15 protein-coding genes are annotated in these 16405 nt (G+C 63.6%); 7 read left to right on the top strand and 8 right to left on the bottom strand.

Annotation, left to right across the window (positions count from 1 at the left end):
* Window position 1: 1 nt before the first annotated feature.
* Genes EKO19_RS15475 through EKO19_RS15465 form a run of 3 tightly spaced genes read left to right on the top strand, consistent with a single transcriptional unit; the run spans window position 2 to window position 2630 of the window.
* On the top strand, window positions 2-1372 hold the full coding sequence (locus EKO19_RS15475; protein ID WP_129777263.1) for a hypothetical protein: 1371 nt from the start codon (window positions 2-4) through the stop codon (window positions 1370-1372).
* Window positions 1369-2004 (top strand): vWA domain-containing protein, encoded by a 636-nt coding sequence (locus EKO19_RS15470; protein WP_175597061.1) that lies wholly within the window; start codon window positions 1369-1371, stop codon window positions 2002-2004. Before EKO19_RS15475 ends, EKO19_RS15470 begins: the two co-directional genes overlap by 4 nt.
* A gap of 23 nt (window positions 2005-2027) precedes the next feature.
* Window positions 2028-2630 (top strand): cell wall hydrolase, encoded by a 603-nt coding sequence (locus tag EKO19_RS15465; protein ID WP_129777262.1) that lies wholly within the window; start codon window positions 2028-2030, stop codon window positions 2628-2630.
* A 66-nt stretch (window positions 2631-2696) separates the two neighbouring features.
* Here the strand turns inward: EKO19_RS15465 and sppA are convergent, their stop codons facing one another.
* The 7 genes from sppA to ffh form a co-directional block, all read right to left on the bottom strand.
* Window positions 2697-4532 carry a signal peptide peptidase SppA gene (gene sppA / locus EKO19_RS15460; RefSeq protein WP_129777261.1) on the bottom strand — a complete coding sequence of 612 codons (1836 nt, stop codon included), beginning with the start codon at window positions 4530-4532 and terminating at the stop codon, window positions 2697-2699.
* Between the two features lie 10 nt (window positions 4533-4542).
* Window positions 4543-5655, bottom strand: coding sequence for a PQQ-dependent sugar dehydrogenase (locus EKO19_RS15455; RefSeq protein ID WP_129777260.1), 1113 nt, complete (start codon window positions 5653-5655; stop codon window positions 4543-4545).
* A gap of 142 nt (window positions 5656-5797) precedes the next feature.
* Window positions 5798-6139: a 50S ribosomal protein L19 gene (rplS, locus tag EKO19_RS15450; protein WP_129777259.1), complete on the bottom strand. Its 342-nt coding sequence runs from the start codon at window positions 6137-6139 to the stop codon at window positions 5798-5800.
* Between the two features lie 19 nt (window positions 6140-6158).
* A complete protein-coding gene (trmD, locus tag EKO19_RS15445; protein ID WP_129777258.1) occupies window positions 6159-6926 on the bottom strand; it encodes a tRNA (guanosine(37)-N1)-methyltransferase TrmD in 768 nt (255 codons plus the stop codon).
* Between the two features lie 10 nt (window positions 6927-6936).
* A complete protein-coding gene (gene rimM / locus EKO19_RS15440; RefSeq protein WP_129777257.1) occupies window positions 6937-7461 on the bottom strand; it encodes a ribosome maturation factor RimM in 525 nt (174 codons plus the stop codon).
* 35 nt (window positions 7462-7496) lie between these two features.
* Window positions 7497-7754, bottom strand: coding sequence for a 30S ribosomal protein S16 (gene rpsP / locus EKO19_RS15435; protein ID WP_129642843.1), 258 nt, complete (start codon window positions 7752-7754; stop codon window positions 7497-7499).
* Between the two features lie 228 nt (window positions 7755-7982).
* Window positions 7983-9341 carry a signal recognition particle protein gene (gene ffh, locus EKO19_RS15430; RefSeq protein ID WP_129777256.1) on the bottom strand — a complete coding sequence of 453 codons (1359 nt, stop codon included), beginning with the start codon at window positions 9339-9341 and terminating at the stop codon, window positions 7983-7985.
* Window positions 9342-9477: 136 nt separating this feature from the next.
* Here ffh and EKO19_RS15425 point away from each other — a divergent pair, with 136 nt between their 5' ends.
* Together EKO19_RS15425 and EKO19_RS15420 are read left to right on the top strand one after the other, a co-directional pair.
* Window positions 9478-10287, top strand: a complete 810-nt coding sequence (locus EKO19_RS15425; protein WP_129777255.1) for a cytochrome C assembly family protein — start codon at window positions 9478-9480, stop codon at window positions 10285-10287.
* 9 nt (window positions 10288-10296) lie between these two features.
* On the top strand, window positions 10297-11175 hold the full coding sequence (locus EKO19_RS15420; RefSeq protein WP_157995274.1) for a transporter associated domain-containing protein: 879 nt from the start codon (window positions 10297-10299) through the stop codon (window positions 11173-11175).
* Here EKO19_RS15420 and radA read toward each other — a convergent pair.
* Window positions 11158-12519: a DNA repair protein RadA gene (gene radA / locus EKO19_RS15415; RefSeq protein WP_129777253.1), complete on the bottom strand. Its 1362-nt coding sequence runs from the start codon at window positions 12517-12519 to the stop codon at window positions 11158-11160. The two genes, EKO19_RS15420 and radA, sit on opposite strands and share 18 nt — an antisense overlap.
* Window positions 12520-12801: 282 nt before the next feature.
* Between radA and EKO19_RS39505 the strand changes: the two genes are divergently transcribed.
* Both EKO19_RS39505 and EKO19_RS15395 read left to right on the top strand, forming a co-directional pair.
* Window positions 12802-15471 carry a CHASE2 domain-containing serine/threonine-protein kinase gene (locus EKO19_RS39505; protein ID WP_157995273.1) on the top strand — a complete coding sequence of 890 codons (2670 nt, stop codon included), beginning with the start codon at window positions 12802-12804 and terminating at the stop codon, window positions 15469-15471.
* A gap of 113 nt (window positions 15472-15584) precedes the next feature.
* Entirely contained in the window at window positions 15585-16376 is a 792-nt protein-coding gene (locus EKO19_RS15395; RefSeq protein ID WP_129777252.1) for a Stp1/IreP family PP2C-type Ser/Thr phosphatase, read from the top strand.
* Window positions 16377-16405 lie beyond the last annotated feature (29 nt).

The raw sequence follows: 16405 nt of genomic DNA, 5'->3' as shown, positions 1-16405 counted from the left end.
CGTGGCAGTCTTCGTACTGTTCCTGGCGCGAGATACGGCCCATCAGGCGATTCGTACGGCGACCAGCGCGATCGCGCGCGGCCTGCGACTGGCCTCTCACTCGACCACCCACCTCGAATCGAGGCTCGCGACCCGCAACCGCGACGTGTTGCTGGCGGCCGGACGCGAAGCGAAGGAACGGATCATCGAACGTGAGTTCGAGCGCATCAGCGAGAGCGTGCGCAAGGATCTGTCCAACTATCCCACGCTGCATCGTGCGCTGAGCGAGTCGATCCGGCGCATCGATGAAGACCATCAGGCCGCCGTCGACGTGCCGCCGGAAGCGCCGGGCTGGGTGCGCGCGGTCGATGCGGTCGCCAAGATGGAAGGCAAGAACGGCGCGGGCGCCATCCTCGAAGACATCCACAAGTCGCTGGTCAAAGCTCACAAAGAAGCGATGGATACCTATCGCGAGGCGAGCGCCGAGCGACATGGCCTCCTGCGCAAGATGATGCCGGAGTGGCGCGTCATCAAAGAAACGCTCGATCGCGTGATGGCGTCCGTCGAGAGTCTGCTGAACCGGTCCAATGCCATCGATCGGCACATGCAGGATTATCAGGACATCGTGCGCGGCCACGACCACGCCGTATCGACGCTGTCCTCGTCATCGGTGGTGCAGTTCTTCGTCTCGGGACTGGTGCTGATGATCGCGATCGGCGGTGCGGCCATCAACTTCTCGCTGATTGCCCGCCCCATGTCGGAAATGGTGGGTGGCACCAGTTATATCGGCACGTTCCGGACCGCCGACATCGCCGCCCTCGTGATCATCATGGTCGAGATCTCGATGGGTCTGTTCCTGATGGAATCCCTGCGTATCACACGGTTGTTTCCTGTCATCGCCGCGCTGCCCGACAAGATGCGCGTGCGCATGATCTGGATCACGTTCTGTCTGCTGACATTGCTCGCCAGCGTCGAGGCGGGTCTGGCCTACATGCGCGAAGTGCTGCTTCAGGACGAACTGGCGACCGGCGCGCTGCTGCGGGGTGAAGACAATGGCGGATTGAAGAACGAGTTCCTGTGGATCACGACGGCCGCGCAGATGGGCATGGGCTTCATCCTGCCGTTCGCGCTGACGTTCGTAGCGATTCCGTTCGAGACGTTCGTGCACTCATCGCGCACCGTGCTCGGGATCTGCGGCATCGGTCTGTTGAGAGCGGTGGCGCTGATCTTCCGCGTGCTCAGCAACTCGTTCCTGCACATCGGCAAGTTGCTCGAGCGCCTCTACGACCTGCCGCTGTTCGTGCCCTTGTGGCTGGAAAACCGAGCGAAAGCCGCAGCCACCGAGGCACGCGCTCAAGAAGCGCCGGCTCCCGTCCAGGAGGTCCAGACATGAAAAGGCTCATCCTGGTCCTGACGGCACTGCTGGTCGGCGGCTGCGCGCCGACTGCGCCTCGTAACACAGGCGTGTACCTGCTGCTCGACACCTCGGGCACGTACAACGAAGAACTGAAGAAAGCTCAGAGCATCATTCTGTACACGCTCACCAAACTGCAGCCGACCGACTCGTTCGCGGTGGCCCGCATCGACACCGGCAGTTTCAGTGAAAAGGACATCATCGCCAAGGCGACGTTCGACGATCGGCCCAGTACTGCAAACGTGCAGAAGCGCGCCTTCGCCGATGCGATCAAGGTGTTCGTCGAACACTCGCAGGCGGCGAGCTACACGGACATCACCGGCGGGCTGCTCCAGGGCATCGAGTTCCTCAACGAGAAAAACTCCGGCCGCAAGGCCATCCTGATCTTCTCGGATCTGAAGGAAGACCTCGAGAAAGGCTACGTGCGCGACGTGCCGTTCGACCTGAAGGGCTTCGAAGTCGTGGCCCTCAATGTGACGAAGCTGCGCTCGGACAACTACGATCCACGCGAATATCTGGCACGCGTGGACACGTGGCGGCAGCGTGTCGAGAAAGCCGGCGGACGGTGGCGAATGATCAACGACCTGGAGCGCCTCGACGGCCTGCTGTGACGTTCGGCCGCTGAACCGACCCGATGCTCAGATCGTTGTTCTACGACGCCCGCGCCTGGATCATCCTGCGCCGGCGCAGATGGACCCTGTATTGGCTGCTTCGCGAGCAGGGAGACCTCGCCTTCTTCGCGATCCTCAGCGTGCCGTTTCTGGTGGTCGGCCTGATCGTTTACTTCGCGTATAGCGCACGATCGACCATCGACGGCTCACGCGTCGACGCCGCCAAGGAACGGGCCCGGGAGATTCATTGTCTCGCCGAGAACATTTATTTCGAGGCGCGCGGTGAAACGCTGCAAGGGCAGTACGCGGTCGCGGAAGTGACCATGAACCGACTCGCGTCGCCGTACTTCCCCGATACGATCTGCGAGGTGGTGCACGACACGCGCTGGGATCCGTTACGACAGCGGCTCGTCGCCCACTTCTCGTGGACGGCGTTCAAACTGCGGCTGGAGTCAGGGAGCCCGGCCTGGAAGCAGGCGATGGACGTCGCGACGACGGTGTATCACGGCTACTACGAGCCGGTGGTACCGGACGCGCTGTTCTACCACGCGACGAGCGTGCAGCCGTACTGGGCAAGCTCGAAGAAAATGGTTGCCAGGATTGGCAACCATATCTTCTATCGATGAGGGCGACTCAAGGGACTGAGCAACCGTCCCTCGTCTTCTCCCCCGAAGGGAGAGAAAACATTCAGCTCATGGCGCCGAGCACGGGCAGTAGTAGTACACATTCTGCGGATCATTGAACCGCGCCAGGCGCGCCAGCTCCGCTTCCAGCGGCGCCAGAACCCGGCGCGCGTTGGCGAACAAATCATGTTCCGGCACGAGCGCCCTGGTGATGCGCGCCGCCAGTGCTTGCGAACGCATCGCCAGCGCCTGACGCCAGCCCATCGGCGGCTCGATGTAATGAACCTTGTAGTCCTTGCCCAGGCCCGCCTTCTCCGCGGCGGAATCCAGCGCGTCCTTGTACGAGCCGAGCTTATCGACGAGGCCGTGTTGAGCCGCGTCCACGCCAGCCCACACCCGGCCCTGCGCGACCTCATCGATGTCCTCGAAAGACTTCTCACGAGCCGTCGCCACGTTGTTCACGAACACGCTGTAGGCATGATCGATGGAGTTCTGCAGGATCTCTTTGGCGCCATCGTTCAACGTGCGATCGAGGCGCAACGAGCCGGCGTACGGCGTCGTGCCGACGCCATCGATGGTCACGCCGAATTTTTCGAGCGTACGCTCGATGGTTGGAAACACCGCGAACACGCCGATCGAGCCCGTGAGCGTCGCGGGGCTGGCCCAGATCTCATCTGCATCCATGGCGATGTAATAACCGCCCGACGCCGCTGTGCTGCTCATCGACGCGATCACCGGCTTGCCGGCCTGGCGCAAGGCATCGACCTCGCGACGAATGACTTCCGACGCGAGCATGCTGCCGCCGGGGCTGTCGATTCGCAGCACCACCGCCTTGACCTTGTCGTCATACAGCGCATCACGCAACAGCCGTGACGTCGAATCCGAACCGATCGTGCCCGGCGGCTGCGCGCCGTCGAGGATCTCGCCCGAGGCCACCACGACGCCGATGTGATCGCCTTCGATGAGCGACTCGCTGGAGCGGGCCGCAGTCAGATAATCCCAGTTCATCACGCCGTTGAACGAATGATCGTCCTTGTCCTCGCCGACCAGCGCCTTGATCTGATCCTCGAACTCCCGGCGCGACTTCAGCTCGGTCACCAGATTCTTTTCGAGCGCCGCCGTGGCCAGGTCGCCGCGATGGGCCTTGGCGATCTCGGCGTACTCATTCGCATAAGCGGCGATCGCGCCCGCATCCAGGCCGCGCGCCTTGGTGACACCCTCCTGATACTGAGCCCACAGCGCGTTCAACCACGCCATGCTCTCCTGCTCTTCCTGCTCCGACATGTCGGCGCGGCTGAATTGATCCGTGTATGACTTGAACTTGCCGGCCTTGAAGATGTTCACGTCCACCGCCAGCTTGTCGACCACGCCTTTCAGGAACGTCCGGTAATAACCAAAGCCCTCGATCAGCACCAGGCCATGCGGATCGAGATAGATCTCATCGGCCTGCGCGGCCAGGTAGTACTGCGCCTGATCGTAACTTTCGCCGTACGCGTACACCTTCTTGCCCGCCGCCCGGAAACGCTGAATCGACGTGGCCAGTTCCTGCATCTTCGCGATGCCGCCGCCGCTCATGCCGCTCAGGTCGAGCACCATCAACTCGATGCGCTTGTCCTTGGTGGCCGTATCGATGACATCGACCAGATCGCGCAGCAATGTTTCAGGACGGCCCTGCCCGTAAGCCTCCGCGACCGCGCGTTCGAACGGATCGCCGGCCAGCTGTTCGACCAGCGCGCCCTGCGGCGCGATCACCAGCGCCGCCTTGTGAGGAATGATGGGAATGCTCGGCGACAGCGCCGCCCCGATCGTCAGAAACAACACCAGCAACACGATGAGGTGCAGCACCTTGCGCACGCCATCGAGGCCGCGCCAGATGTAACCTAAAATGGAAGCGATCGCTTTCATGGAGCAGCCGTTAAGTCGCGGAGTAAGTCAGTCGGTAGATGGCGCCGGCGCTGTCGTCGGAGATCAGCATCGAGCCGTCCTCGAGCACCAGCAAGTCGACGGGGCGGCCGAACACGGTGTCGCCCTGATTGAATCCGGTCGCGAACGGCTCGTAGCTGATCGCCCTGTCGCCGTCGAGGCGCACCAGGGTGAGACGATAACCGCTCTTCTTGCTGCGGTTCCAGGAGCCGTGTTCGGCGATGAAAACCTGATTGCGATATTTCTCGGGAAACGCGCTGCCGGTGTAGAACTTCACGCCCAGCGGCGCGACGTGCGCGCCCAATGTCTGTACCGGCGGCGTCATGTGCGCGCAGTCGCCGAGCTTGCCGAACTCGGGATCCTTGGTGTCCTTGCCATGACAATAAGGAAAGCCGAAATCCAGGCCGGCGCGCGGCGCGACGTTCAACTCGCACGGCGGTGAATCGTCACCCAGATAATCGCGGCCGTTGTCGGTGAACCAGAGCTCCTTGCTGACCGGATGCCAGGTGAAACCGACGCTGTTACGAATGCCGCGGGCAAACACTTCGTGACCCGAGCCGTCGGCGTTCATGCGAGTGATGACGGCGTACTTCGGCTCGTTACAAACATTGCAGGGCGCGCCGATGGGCACGTACAGCTTGCCGTCGGGTCCGAACGCGATGTACTTCCAGCCGTGATGACGATCTTTCGGCAGATCGTCGCGCACCACTTTGGGCGCGGGCACGCTGGTCAGCGACGACTCGATGCCGTCGTAGCGCAGGATGCGATTGACCTCGGCGACGTACAGCGAACCATCACGGAAGGCCACGCCATTCGGCATGTTCAGCTTGTCCGCGAGCACGCGAACGGTGGGTTTGAGACCCGTCCCAGGCGAGCCGCTGATGGAATAGACCGTCGTGCCACGGGTGCCGACGAACAGGGTGCCCTGCGCGCCCAGCGCCATGGAGCGCGCGGCCGGCACGTTGTCGGCGTAGACCTCGAGCTGAAAGCCGCCGGGCAGACGAACGTTCTGCAGGACCTTGTCGGTCGCGGGACTGGCGACCGCAGCTGTCGCGCAACAGGTCGCGAGCAAGCTGAACAGCAGGCGGGGCAGAGAGGTGGACATCGTGTCTCCTGCAGGGGAGACACAGTTTAACCAGCCGGGAGACCGAGCAGTTAGCCGCGCGTGAGGCGCGCGGCCAACTTGGATGGGAGCGAACGGCTGGCGTGTAGTTTTGCACCCACGCCAGCGCTGCAATCCAGGCCGGTCAGACCTTCTCTTCGATGCGCGCGGCCTTGCCGGTCAGATCGCGCAGGTAGTACAGCTTGGCGCGACGCACGTTACCGCGACGCTTCACGGTGATGGCGCCGATGGACGGGCTGTAGGTCTGGAACACGCGCTCCACGCCTTCGCCGTGCGAAATCTTGCGCACGGTGAAAGACGAGTTGAAGCCGCGGTTGCGACGGGCGATCACGACGCCTTCATAGGCCTGCACGCGCTCGCGGTCGCCTTCCTTCACCTTCACTTCCACGACGACGGTGTCGCCGGGCGAGAAGTCCGGAATTTCTTTGCCGCTGGCTTCGCTCTCGAGCTTTTCGATGATGTTCATGGTCGTACCCATCCAAAAATCAAACCGGCGGCGGAGACCCCGTCTGCGACGTTGGGCGTTCCGCCAAAAATTCTTTCAATAAGCGCTGCTGTTCGGCCGTCAGCGCCAGTTTCTCGATCAAGTCCGGCCGCCGCAGCCAGGTGCGCCCGAGCGCCTGCATCTCGCGCCAGCGGCGGATCGCGGCATGATTGCCACCGACCAGCACCGCGGGCACTGCCTGCCCTTCGAACACTTCCGGCCGCGTGTAGTGCGGCCAGTCGAGCAGCCCGGCGACGAACGAATCCTCGAGCGCCGAGGCCTCATCGCCCAGCACGCCCGGCAGCAACCTGACCACCGCGTCGATCAGCACCAGCGCCGGCAGCTCACCACCCGACAACACGTAGTCGCCGATGGACACGCACTCGTCGATCTCCGACTGAATCAGTCGCTCATCGACGCCTTCGTAGCGCCCCGCCAGCAGCATCAGGCCCGGCAGCTTCGCCAGCTCCTGCGCCTTCGCATGCGTCAACGGCGCTCCATCGGCGGCCAGATAGACACTGCGACTGCCTTCGGGCAAGCGCGCCTTCGCGGCTCGTATCGAGGTCCGCGCCGGCTCGATCGTCATCACCATCCCCGGCCCGCCCCCGTAAGGACGGTCGTCGACGGACTTGTGCGCGTCGGTCGCGAATTCGCGCGGGGTGGTGGCGTTCACCGCCACGGTGCCGCGCTCGATGGCGCGACCCAGTACACCCACTCGAACTGCTTCGGCCACGAACTCCGGAAACAGCGTCACCACTTCGATGCGCATCGTCCCGAACTCAATCGTCCAGCCAGTCCACGCCCCAGTCGAACACGATGCGCCCGGCATCCAGGTCGACCTTGACGATCCGGTCCTTCACGAACGGAATCCAGTGCTCCTTGACACCCTTCACCACCGCGATATCGCCACCCGGCGTATTGCGGAAGTGGTCCACGCGACCGAGCAGTTCACCGCTCGGGGTCAGCGCTTCCAGTCCTTCCAGATCGCTCCAGTAAAACTCTCCGGGCGCCGTCGGCGGCAGCTCGCTGCGCAGGACCGCAATCTCGATGCCGGTCTGCAAGCGGGCCTCTTCCGGAGAATCGATGCCGGCCAGCTTGGCCTGCACACCTTTGGCGGTCATCCGCCCGTCTTCGACTTCGACCACTTCCCACTGCCCGGCCCGGCGCAGGTGCCAGTGGTCGTATTCCAGAATGTTGTCGGGCGGGTCGGTGTACGAAGTAATCCGGACCCAGCCCTGCACGCCGAATGCGCCGCCGATCTTGCCCAGCACGACCCAGCGGTCTTCAGTCTTCGCGTCGCCCATAGTCGCAACCCGGGGCGGCGCCCGCAGCGGTCAGATCAGGCCGCGACGGCCTGCTTGCGATGCGTCTTGACCAGCTCGGCGACCCGCTCGGACGGCTTGGCGCCCTTGCCGACCCAATAGTCGACGCGGTCCAGCTTCAGCTCCAGGCGGCGCTGCTTGCCGGTCGGAATCGGGTTGAAAAAGCCGACCTGTTCCAGGGTCGTGCCGCCCTGACGCATGCGGCTGTCGGTGACGACGATGTGATAGAAGGGCGTCTTCTTCGCCCCACGACGGGTGAGCCGGATCGTGACCATGTGCTAAAGCCTCGAAATCAATACGTAAAGCCGGGCGTCCGGGCACGGGGCTCCCGGAAAAGGGCGCGAACTATACTGAAAACAGGTCCTTGTTGGAAGGGTCCCAGCTCTGGCGCCGGCCTGGCAGACCTCGATGACTGGCGCCGTCCGAGGTGACCTACCAATAGGCGCCTCGGCTGGGCTCGTCATTTCCTGGCCAGTGCTCGCCGCGGGCGAGCACTGGCCCGGCTAGTGAGGCCTCGGGAATCCGCCCCCGCCGAACGCGCTCATCAGCCGGCGCAACCCGCCGCCCTTCGAGAAGGTTTTCATCATCTTCTGCATTTGCATGTGATTTTTCAGGAGCTTATTGATCTCCGACACATGCACGCCCGAGCCGGCCGCGATGCGGCGTTTGCGGGAGGCATCGATGGTTTTGGGGTAGCGCCGCTCGCCCCGGGTCATGGAGCGGATCATGGCCAGCTGGCGCTTGATCTCCTTCTCATTGCCCTGGGGCATCTGCGCGGCCTTGCCGGCCAGCTGCGCCGGCAGCTTGTCCATGAGCGCGCTCAAACCGCCCATTTTTTCGACCTGCTGCAGCTGATCGTGCAGGTCCTCCAGGTCGAAATCCTTGCCCTTCTTCAGCTTGCGGGCCAGCTTTTCGGCCTGCTCGCGGTCGACGTTCTGGGTGACCTTTTCGACCAGCGACAGCACGTCGCCCATGCCGAGGATGCGCGAAGCCACGCGCTCGGCGTGGAACGGCTCCAGGGCGTCGGTCTTTTCACCGGTACCCATGAAAAGAATCGGCGCACCGGTGATCTGCCGGACCGACAAGGCCGCGCCACCGCGCGCGTCGCCGTCGGTTTTCGTGAGCACGACACCGGTCAGCGTCAGCGCCGCGCCGAAGGCCTTGGCCGCGTTCACCGCGTCCTGGCCCGCCATGCTGTCGACCACGAACAGGGTTTCCGTGGGGGAAACCGCGCCGGCGATCTCCTTGATCTCGACCATCATCTCGTCATCGACGTGCAGGCGACCGGCGGTGTCGACGATCAGCACGTCGTACAGCGACTGCTTCGCCTCGGCCACCGCTTCTTTCGCCAGCGTCACGGCGGGCTTCTTGGGATCGGACGGGAAGAACGCGACGTCCAACTGCGCCGCCAGCCGTTCCAGCTGCAGGATGGCCGCGGGACGGTAAACGTCAGTACTGGCGAGCAGCACCTTCTTGCGCTCGTTCTCCTTCAGCCACTTGGCGAGCTTGCCGGCTGACGTGGTTTTACCCGCGCCCTGCAGGCCCGCGAGCAGGATGACCACGGGCGGCTGCGCGCGCAGGTTCAGTGGCCGGACGCCCGCGCCCATCAGCGCGATCAGCTCATCATGGATGAGCTTCACCAGCATCTGGCCCGGCGTCAGGCTCTTGTCGAACTCCTGCCCGACCACCTTGGCGCGGATGGTGTCGACGAAGCCCTTCACCACCGGCAGGGCGACGTCCGCCTCCAGCAACGCCATGCGCACCTGGCGCAGCGTGTCGGCAATGTTCTCCTCGGTGAGGCGCCCGCGACCGCGCAGGCTCTCCATGACGCCTTGCAGGCGTTCAGTCAGTTTGTCGAACATGAAATTGGCAGGCTGAAGTTGGGGATTGGGCGTTAGTGTAAGACCAAGAGGCGTCCGAGGGGCAGCCGACTGCCCCACCCGGCCAACTGCGATCCGCTATCATCTAGCCGTCATCCCTTCTGAGTCCCCGACCTCAGTGCTGTCCATCGTCGTCCTCGCTTGCTATCTGGCTTGCGCCGCATGGCTCGCTTCGAGCGTTTACCGCGCCGACGAGAACGCCGCGCGTGGCCGTCGGATCGCGGGCCTGGGACTGGGGGCCATCGCCGTCACGCTCCACGCATCCTTGCTCTGGCAGAGCGTGTTCGCCAAACCCGAGCTGGCCTTCACCGTCGCCGAGACAGCCTCGCTCATCGGCTGGCCCACGGGCCTCATCGCGCTGATCCTCACGTGGTCGCGGCCGCGCTTCGCCGGCATCAGCTCCATTCTCATGGCCATCGCGGGTGTGGTCGCGGCGACCACCGTGGAAGGCAACGCCGGCTACGCGCTCGAACAGCAGAGCTGGGAAATCGCCGTGCACATCGTGCTCTCGACGTTGGCTTATGCGCTTCTGACCATCGCCGTGGCACTCGCCATCGCGCTGGCGCTGCTCGACCGGCGACTGCGCAGGCGTCAACCGCTCGGCATGCTCACGATCCTGCCCTCGATGGAAGCGCTCGAATCGGCGACCTTCCAGGCGCTCGGGGCTGGCTTCGCGGTGCTGACGCTCGCGCTGTTCAGTGGCTTCATCTTCGTGCGTGACCTGTTCGCGCAGCACCTCATTCACAAGACAGTGCTGTCCTGTCTCGCGTGGATCGTTTTCGCTGTGTTGCTGTTCGGTCGCTGGCGCTTCGGCTGGCGCGGACGGGTCGCGCGGAACTGGACGTTGAGCGGCTTCGCCCTGCTCGGGCTGGCCTACTTCGGTTCCAAAATCGTGCTGGAAACCATTCTGGGCCGGCACTGGGGTTGAGGAACGGATTTGAGTCTGCATGCGATCGGTTGGGTGAGCACGTTGGTCCTCGCGGTCCTCGCGGCCGCGGCCATCGGGTTCTTCGTGGGCCGCACTTTCATGCGCGCTCCCGCCAAGCCTCGTCGCAAGCAGCAGATGCCGTGGCCGCCAGACAATCCCCGCCGCCGCCTCACCGATAAATTGCTCGACCTCGACTCCATGAAGGTCGACGACATCATGATCCCGCGCAGCGAGATCGCGTACATCGATATCGCCGATGACTGGGACACCATCATCGACACGCTGCGCTCCACTCCTCATACCCGCCTGCCGGTGTGCGAGAACAATCTCGACAACATCATCGGCATCATGCACATGAAAAAGGTCGCGCATGCCCTGGCGCACAGCGAGCTGACGCGCGAGCGGTTGTTACAACTGGCCCGCGAGCGCGAGGGTTACTTCGTGCCCGAGGGCACGACGCTCAGCGTGCAGCTGTTGAACTTCCAGCGCGATCGCCGGCGCATCGCCCTGGTCGTCGATGAGTACGGCGACATCCGCGGCCTGGTGACACTCGAGGACATTCTCGAGGAAGTCGTCGGGGACTTCACGAGCGCACCGGGTGCGTTACATCAGGACATCCATCGCGACGCCGACGGCAGCTTCGTGATCAATGGCGCCATCAGCATCCGTGTGCTGAATCGCACGCTCGGCTGGGACTTGCCCACCGATGGCCCGCGCACCTTGAACGGCCTGATCCTGGAATATCTGGAAACGATTCCGCAGCCGGGCACCGGGCTGAAGCTCGGCAATCTGTCCGTGGAGATTCTCCAGACGGCGGAGAACAGCGTGAAGACCGCGCGCATCCGCACGATCGGCGCGCCGCTCGAACAATCAAAAGGCGCTGCGTAACGCCTGATCGAGGCGTTCGACGCCGATGACTTCCAGGCCCTCGATCTCACGGCGCGGCTTGTTCGCTTCCGGCACGATGGCGCGCTCGAAGCCATGTTTCGCGGCCTCGCGCAGACGCTCTTCGCCGTAAGGCACCGGCCTCACCTCACCTGCCAGGCCCAGCTCGCCGAAGCACACCAGTCGCGGCGCGAGCGGCTTGTCGCGCACGCTCGACACAGAGGCCAACACCGCCGGCAGATCCGCGGCGGTCTCTGAAATGCGCACGCCGCCGACGACGTTTAGAAACACGTCGCGGCCCGCCGTCGAGACGCCGCCGTGTCGATGCAAGACCGCGAGCAGCAGCGCGAGTCGGTTCGCCTCCAGCCCCACGGCGACCCGACGCGGATTCATGCCCTGCGCTTCATCGGTCAGCGACTGCACTTCGATCAACATCGGCCGGCTGCCTTCACGCGCCACCATCACCGCGCTGCCCGCCACGGGCTGCGGATGCTGTGACAAGAAGATCGCCGACGGATTCTTCACCTCACGCAACCCTTGCTCGGTCATCGCGAATACGCCGACCTCATTCGCGGCGCCAAAGCGGTTCTTCACCGCGCGCACCAGACGGAAGCGGCTGCCGGCATCGCTCTCGAAATAAAGCACGGTATCGACCATGTGCTCGAGGATGCGCGGGCCGGCGATCACGCCTTCCTTGGTGACGTGGCCGATGATCATCACCGACACGCCAGATGACTTTGCAAAGCGCACCAGCGCCGCGGCCGACTCGCGTACCTGCGTCGCCGAGCCCGGCGAGGAATCCACATCGTTGACGAACATGGTTTGAATCGAGTCGATGACCAGCACGCGCGCACCGGACTGCTGGGCATGCTGAAGGATGGTCTCGACGTTTGTTTCTGCAAGCAATTGCAAGGTATCGCTGACGACTTCGAGCCGGCGCGCGCGCAGGCTCACCTGCTGCAACGACTCTTCGCCTGTGACATAGAGCGTCGATGTCGCGCGGCTGAGTGCATCGCCCGCTTGTAGCAACACAGTTGACTTGCCTATGCCCGGGTCGCCGCCGAGCAGGGTCACGGAACCCAACACTAGGCCGCCGCCGAGGACGCGATCCAGTTCCTGCAATCCCGTGGCGATCCGCGGCTCGCTCGCCTCGGACACCTCGACCAGTCGCCGCGGCCGCTCGCTACCCAGCGCCAACGGCCGCCGCTCAGCGCCGGTGCGCGGGCTACGGCTAATACTCATGCGCTTGAGCGTGTCGGCGGCACCGCAGGACGGGCACAGCCCCTGCCACTGCAGGCTCTCGTTACCACACTGCTCGCAGACAAAGATTTCCTTCGTTTTGGCCATGATTTCCGATGGGCGGATGTGAACTGATCGGCAGCACCGCGCTCCAGAGTTTGCCTCAGGCCGTTTGCGGGGCTACGGGGGCATCGCGGGTGTGACGCCACCGTCAATTTAACCTATCGTCCTTCGCTATACTCGCGCCGCAATTTAGGGCCCGTACCAACCAAGTCACTGACAATCTTGGCCAACAATCCTCGATCGACATGGTCTTGCGACCATCAGGCTCGTTTCGGCCAGGGTAGTCGACCGGTTCGGTTTCGGTTTTGAAGTCTTAGGTATTCATTCGTGGCGGCAAAACTGGCGCGATTCTCCTGGCTTCCCGGTGGGCTGGCGGCAGCCCTGGTGGTTGCCGTGGGCAATTGGGTTTACTCCCCCGCCGAGCAGCCGCTGGAAACGGCTGTCTACGACCGCATGATGACGTCGGTCGAGGTGACGCCGTCGCGCGAGGTCGCCATCGTCGCCATCGACGATGCAAGCCTGGCTCAGCTCGGCGAGTGGCCCTGGCCGCGCGATGTGCATGCCAGCTTGATCGACAAGCTGAAAGCGCAAGGCGCGCGTGTCGTCGCATTCACGGTGCCGTTCGACACTGCCCGTCGCACCAGCGAGCGTGAAAAAGTGCGTGCTGCGCTCGCGCTGCTCGAGTCCAGCAACCTGGGCAATTCCGAACAGGCCCGACAGCTGCGCAAGCTGCTGGGCGAATCGGCCGCCGGCCGCGATCCCGATGCGCATCTCGCCCGCGCCATGGCCGCTCACGGCAACGTCATTCTGCCGGTGCATGTCCGTCTCAACGACAGCGCCACTGACGGCGACCAGATTCCCGCGCGCTTCTCGCCTGCCATCGATGCATCGGTGTTACAACGCACCGCCGGCGCCGAGATCACGATGTTGCCGGCGCCGGTATTTCTCGCCGAAGCCAGTGCCATCGGTCACACATATATACAGCCGGACTCGGATAGCGTCGTGCGCACCGACGCCGCCGCGGTTCATCTCGGCGCCGGACTGGTACCGTCGCTGTCCGCCGTCATTGCCGGTCGTGCCCTGGACATTTCACCCAATGAAATGATCTTCCATTCCAGCAATGTGCTGACCCTGGGAACTCGCCAGATCGCGCTGGATTCCACTTTGCACAGTCGGCCACGTTACTTCCCACCGAGCGGTGTGCACGCATTTCAGCAATATCCCTACTGGCAAGTGTTGTCGGGCGGCGTACCGAAGGACGAGTTGCGCGACAAGGTCGTGCTCATCGGACTGATGAACAGCGATAGCGTGGACGACACGGTCACGACGCCCGTGAGCAAAGCCACGCCGCCCGTGGTTGCCATCGCCAGTGCGGTATCGAGCGCGCTGACCGCGAACATGTATTCACGACCCGCCTACGCACCTGTGATCGAATGGAGCGTGGTCGCACTGGTGTTGCTGTACTCGGCCTTCATGCTGCCCGCCGCCGGCGTCGCGATTGGCGGCATGACCACGCTGCTGTTCATGGTGCTGCTCACCGGCACCGAGATCATGCTGTTGCGGTCGTCGCAGGTCTGGCTGCACTTCATACTTCCTTGCGTGGCACTGGCCGCGAGTTATGGTTTGTATCTGGTGGGCGAGCTGATCCGTCGCGCCAACATCAGGGCGGGCGATGGCGCGCGCGATCCCGGCGCGAACCTGCGCTCGCTCGGACAGACGTTCCACAAGCAGGGCCAGCTCGATCTCGCGTTCGAGACATATCAACGCTGCGCGCTGGATGCACCGACCATGGAGCTGCTCTACAACCTGGGCATGGACTTCGAGCGGCGCGCACAACTGTCCAAGGCGTCGGCGGTATACAGCTACATCGCCACGCGTGATCCCAACTACCGAGAGCTCAAAGCGCGCCGCGCGCGCGTGCGTGAAGAGCCGTTGAATCGCGACCCGATAACGCGCCGGCCGTCGATGCACGAGTCCCGCGAATCGATGACGCATGACACGGCCACGCCCGTGCAGCCCATCAAACGCGAACCGCCGCGCCCCATCCGGCCGCGACAGCCCGCCATCGATCTGAAAGACCACGAAGCAACCGTGCCCGATCTGCTCGACTCGCCCTCCGGGCGGTCCTCGAAGCGCACCCTCGGCCGTTATGAAATCGAGCGCGAGCTCGGCAAGGGCGCCATGGGCATCGTGTACCTGGGCCGCGATCCGAAGATCAATCGCGTGGTCGCGATCAAGGCGATTCCGCTGGCCGAGGAGTTCGAGGAAGACGATCTGGCCGAGGCACGCGCGCGCTTCTTCCGCGAGGCGGAGATGGCGGGCCGGTTGAACCACCCGGCCATCGTCACGGTCTACGATGCGGGCGAGGACAATGGCCTCGCGTACATCGCGATGGAGTACCTGCGCGGCCATCATCTCAGCACCCACACCGACGTGAAGCAGCTGTTGCCGCCGAAAACCGTGATGCTGCTCGTCGCCCGCGTGGCCGAGGCTCTGCACTATGCCCACCGGCAGAACGTCGTTCATCGCGACATCAAACCAGCTAATATAATGTTCAATCCCGAAACGGATGAGCTGAAGATCACCGACTTCGGTATTGCACGCCTGACCGATACAAGCCGAACCAAAACCGGAATCGTCCTGGGCACACCTTCATTCATGTCACCGGAACAACTGGAAGGGCGCACGCTCGACGGTCGCTCCGATCAATTCGCTCTGGGCGTGAGCCTGTATCAGTTGCTATGCGGTCAACTGCCGTTCCGTGCCGACTCGATGCCACGCCTGATGCAGAAGATCGCCACCGAGCCGCACAATCCCATCCGCATGATCCGTCCCGATCTGCCGCCGGAGCTCGAAGCCATCATCGACCGTTCGCTGTCCAAGTCGGCCGACGATCGCTATGTGACCTGCGCGGAAATGGCCATGGCGCTGCGCGCCGTCGCCGGTCCGCCGGAGAAGAGCGCCGCACAGGCCGAACACGAGTGGTTGCTGCCGTGACCCGAAGGCTGTGTGACCCAAGGAACACGGCCGGGGAAATCCCCCGGGAGACCGGAAGCACGCTGCCGACAGGGAGGGTCTACTAGGTGCGAGGCAAGATCCGCTCCGTAGGATTGAGCGACGTCGGTCGCGTCCGTGAGCACAACGAAGACACCATCGGCGTCGACGCCGATATCGGTCTGTTCGTGCTCGCCGACGGCATGGGCGGTTACAACGCCGGCGAAGTCGCCAGCGGCATCGCCGTGAAGACGGTGATGAGCCTGGTGAAGGAAGCGGTCGAACACCAGGACATGTCGTCGAGCGATCCCGAGACCGGCATGGCCCGGCCGAGCATCGTGTTGCGTGATGCGATCGCCCGCGCCAACAAGATCATCTACCAGACCGCCAAGACCCAGCCCCAGTGCGAAGGCATGGGCACCACCATCGTGGCCTGCCTGTTCTTCGACAACCGCGTGGCCATCGCCCATGTCGGCGACTCGCGCCTGTACCGGCTGCGGGCGAACCGGCTCGAGCAGATGACCATGGACCACTCGCTGCTGCAGGAGCTGGTCGACCGCGGTTTCTATTCCCAAGCCGAGGCTCAGCGGGCCACCAACAAGAACTATGTGACCCGGGCGCTCGGCGTGGAGCCGACGGTCGATGTCGAGGTCCATGAACAACCTGTGGATAAGGGCGACTTCTTCTGTCTGTGCTCGGACGGCCTGTCCGACATGGTCGAAGACGACGACATTCACTTAACTATGAGCACCTTTAGTGCTAGCCTTGAAACGGTAGCTAAGCAATTGATTCAATTGTCGAACGACAATGGCGGTCGGGACAATGTGTCAATCATCCTTGCGCAAGTTGTGGACTCGTTCGCAGCGCGAACAGGGGTAGTTGACAGAATCTTGCGCTGGTTCGGCTAGTCACACTGGTCGCTGACTGGCACCACCCC

It is taken from the genome of Peristeroidobacter soli (assembly GCF_004138485.1).
GTDB lineage: Bacteria > Pseudomonadota > Gammaproteobacteria > Steroidobacterales > Steroidobacteraceae > Steroidobacter > Steroidobacter soli.
Note: the sequence above shows the minus strand (reverse complement) of the source record. Positions and strands in the feature narration are given on the sequence as shown.

Excerpts from the sequence above, each read along its gene's own strand:
- rimM (WP_129777257.1), bottom strand. The coding sequence starts at position 7,461 with ATGGGCGACGCGAAGACTGAAGACCGCTGGGTCGTGCTGGGCAAGATC.
- EKO19_RS15455 (WP_129777260.1), bottom strand. The coding sequence starts at position 5,655 with ATGTCCACCTCTCTGCCCCGCCTGCTGTTCAGCTTGCTCGCGACCTGT.
- radA (WP_129777253.1), bottom strand. The coding sequence starts at position 12,519 with ATGGCCAAAACGAAGGAAATCTTTGTCTGCGAGCAGTGTGGTAACGAG.
- rplS (WP_129777259.1), bottom strand. The coding sequence starts at position 6,139 with ATGAACATCATCGAAAAGCTCGAGAGCGAAGCCAGCGGCAAAGAAATT.
- trmD (WP_129777258.1), bottom strand. The coding sequence starts at position 6,926 with ATGCGCATCGAAGTGGTGACGCTGTTTCCGGAGTTCGTGGCCGAAGCA.
- EKO19_RS15465 (WP_129777262.1), top strand. The coding sequence starts at position 2,028 with ATGCTCAGATCGTTGTTCTACGACGCCCGCGCCTGGATCATCCTGCGC.
- ffh (WP_129777256.1), bottom strand. The coding sequence starts at position 9,341 with ATGTTCGACAAACTGACTGAACGCCTGCAAGGCGTCATGGAGAGCCTG.
- rpsP (WP_129642843.1), bottom strand. The coding sequence starts at position 7,754 with ATGGTCACGATCCGGCTCACCCGTCGTGGGGCGAAGAAGACGCCCTTC.
- sppA (WP_129777261.1), bottom strand. The coding sequence starts at position 4,532 with ATGAAAGCGATCGCTTCCATTTTAGGTTACATCTGGCGCGGCCTCGAT.
- EKO19_RS15470 (WP_175597061.1), top strand. The coding sequence starts at position 1,369 with ATGAAAAGGCTCATCCTGGTCCTGACGGCACTGCTGGTCGGCGGCTGC.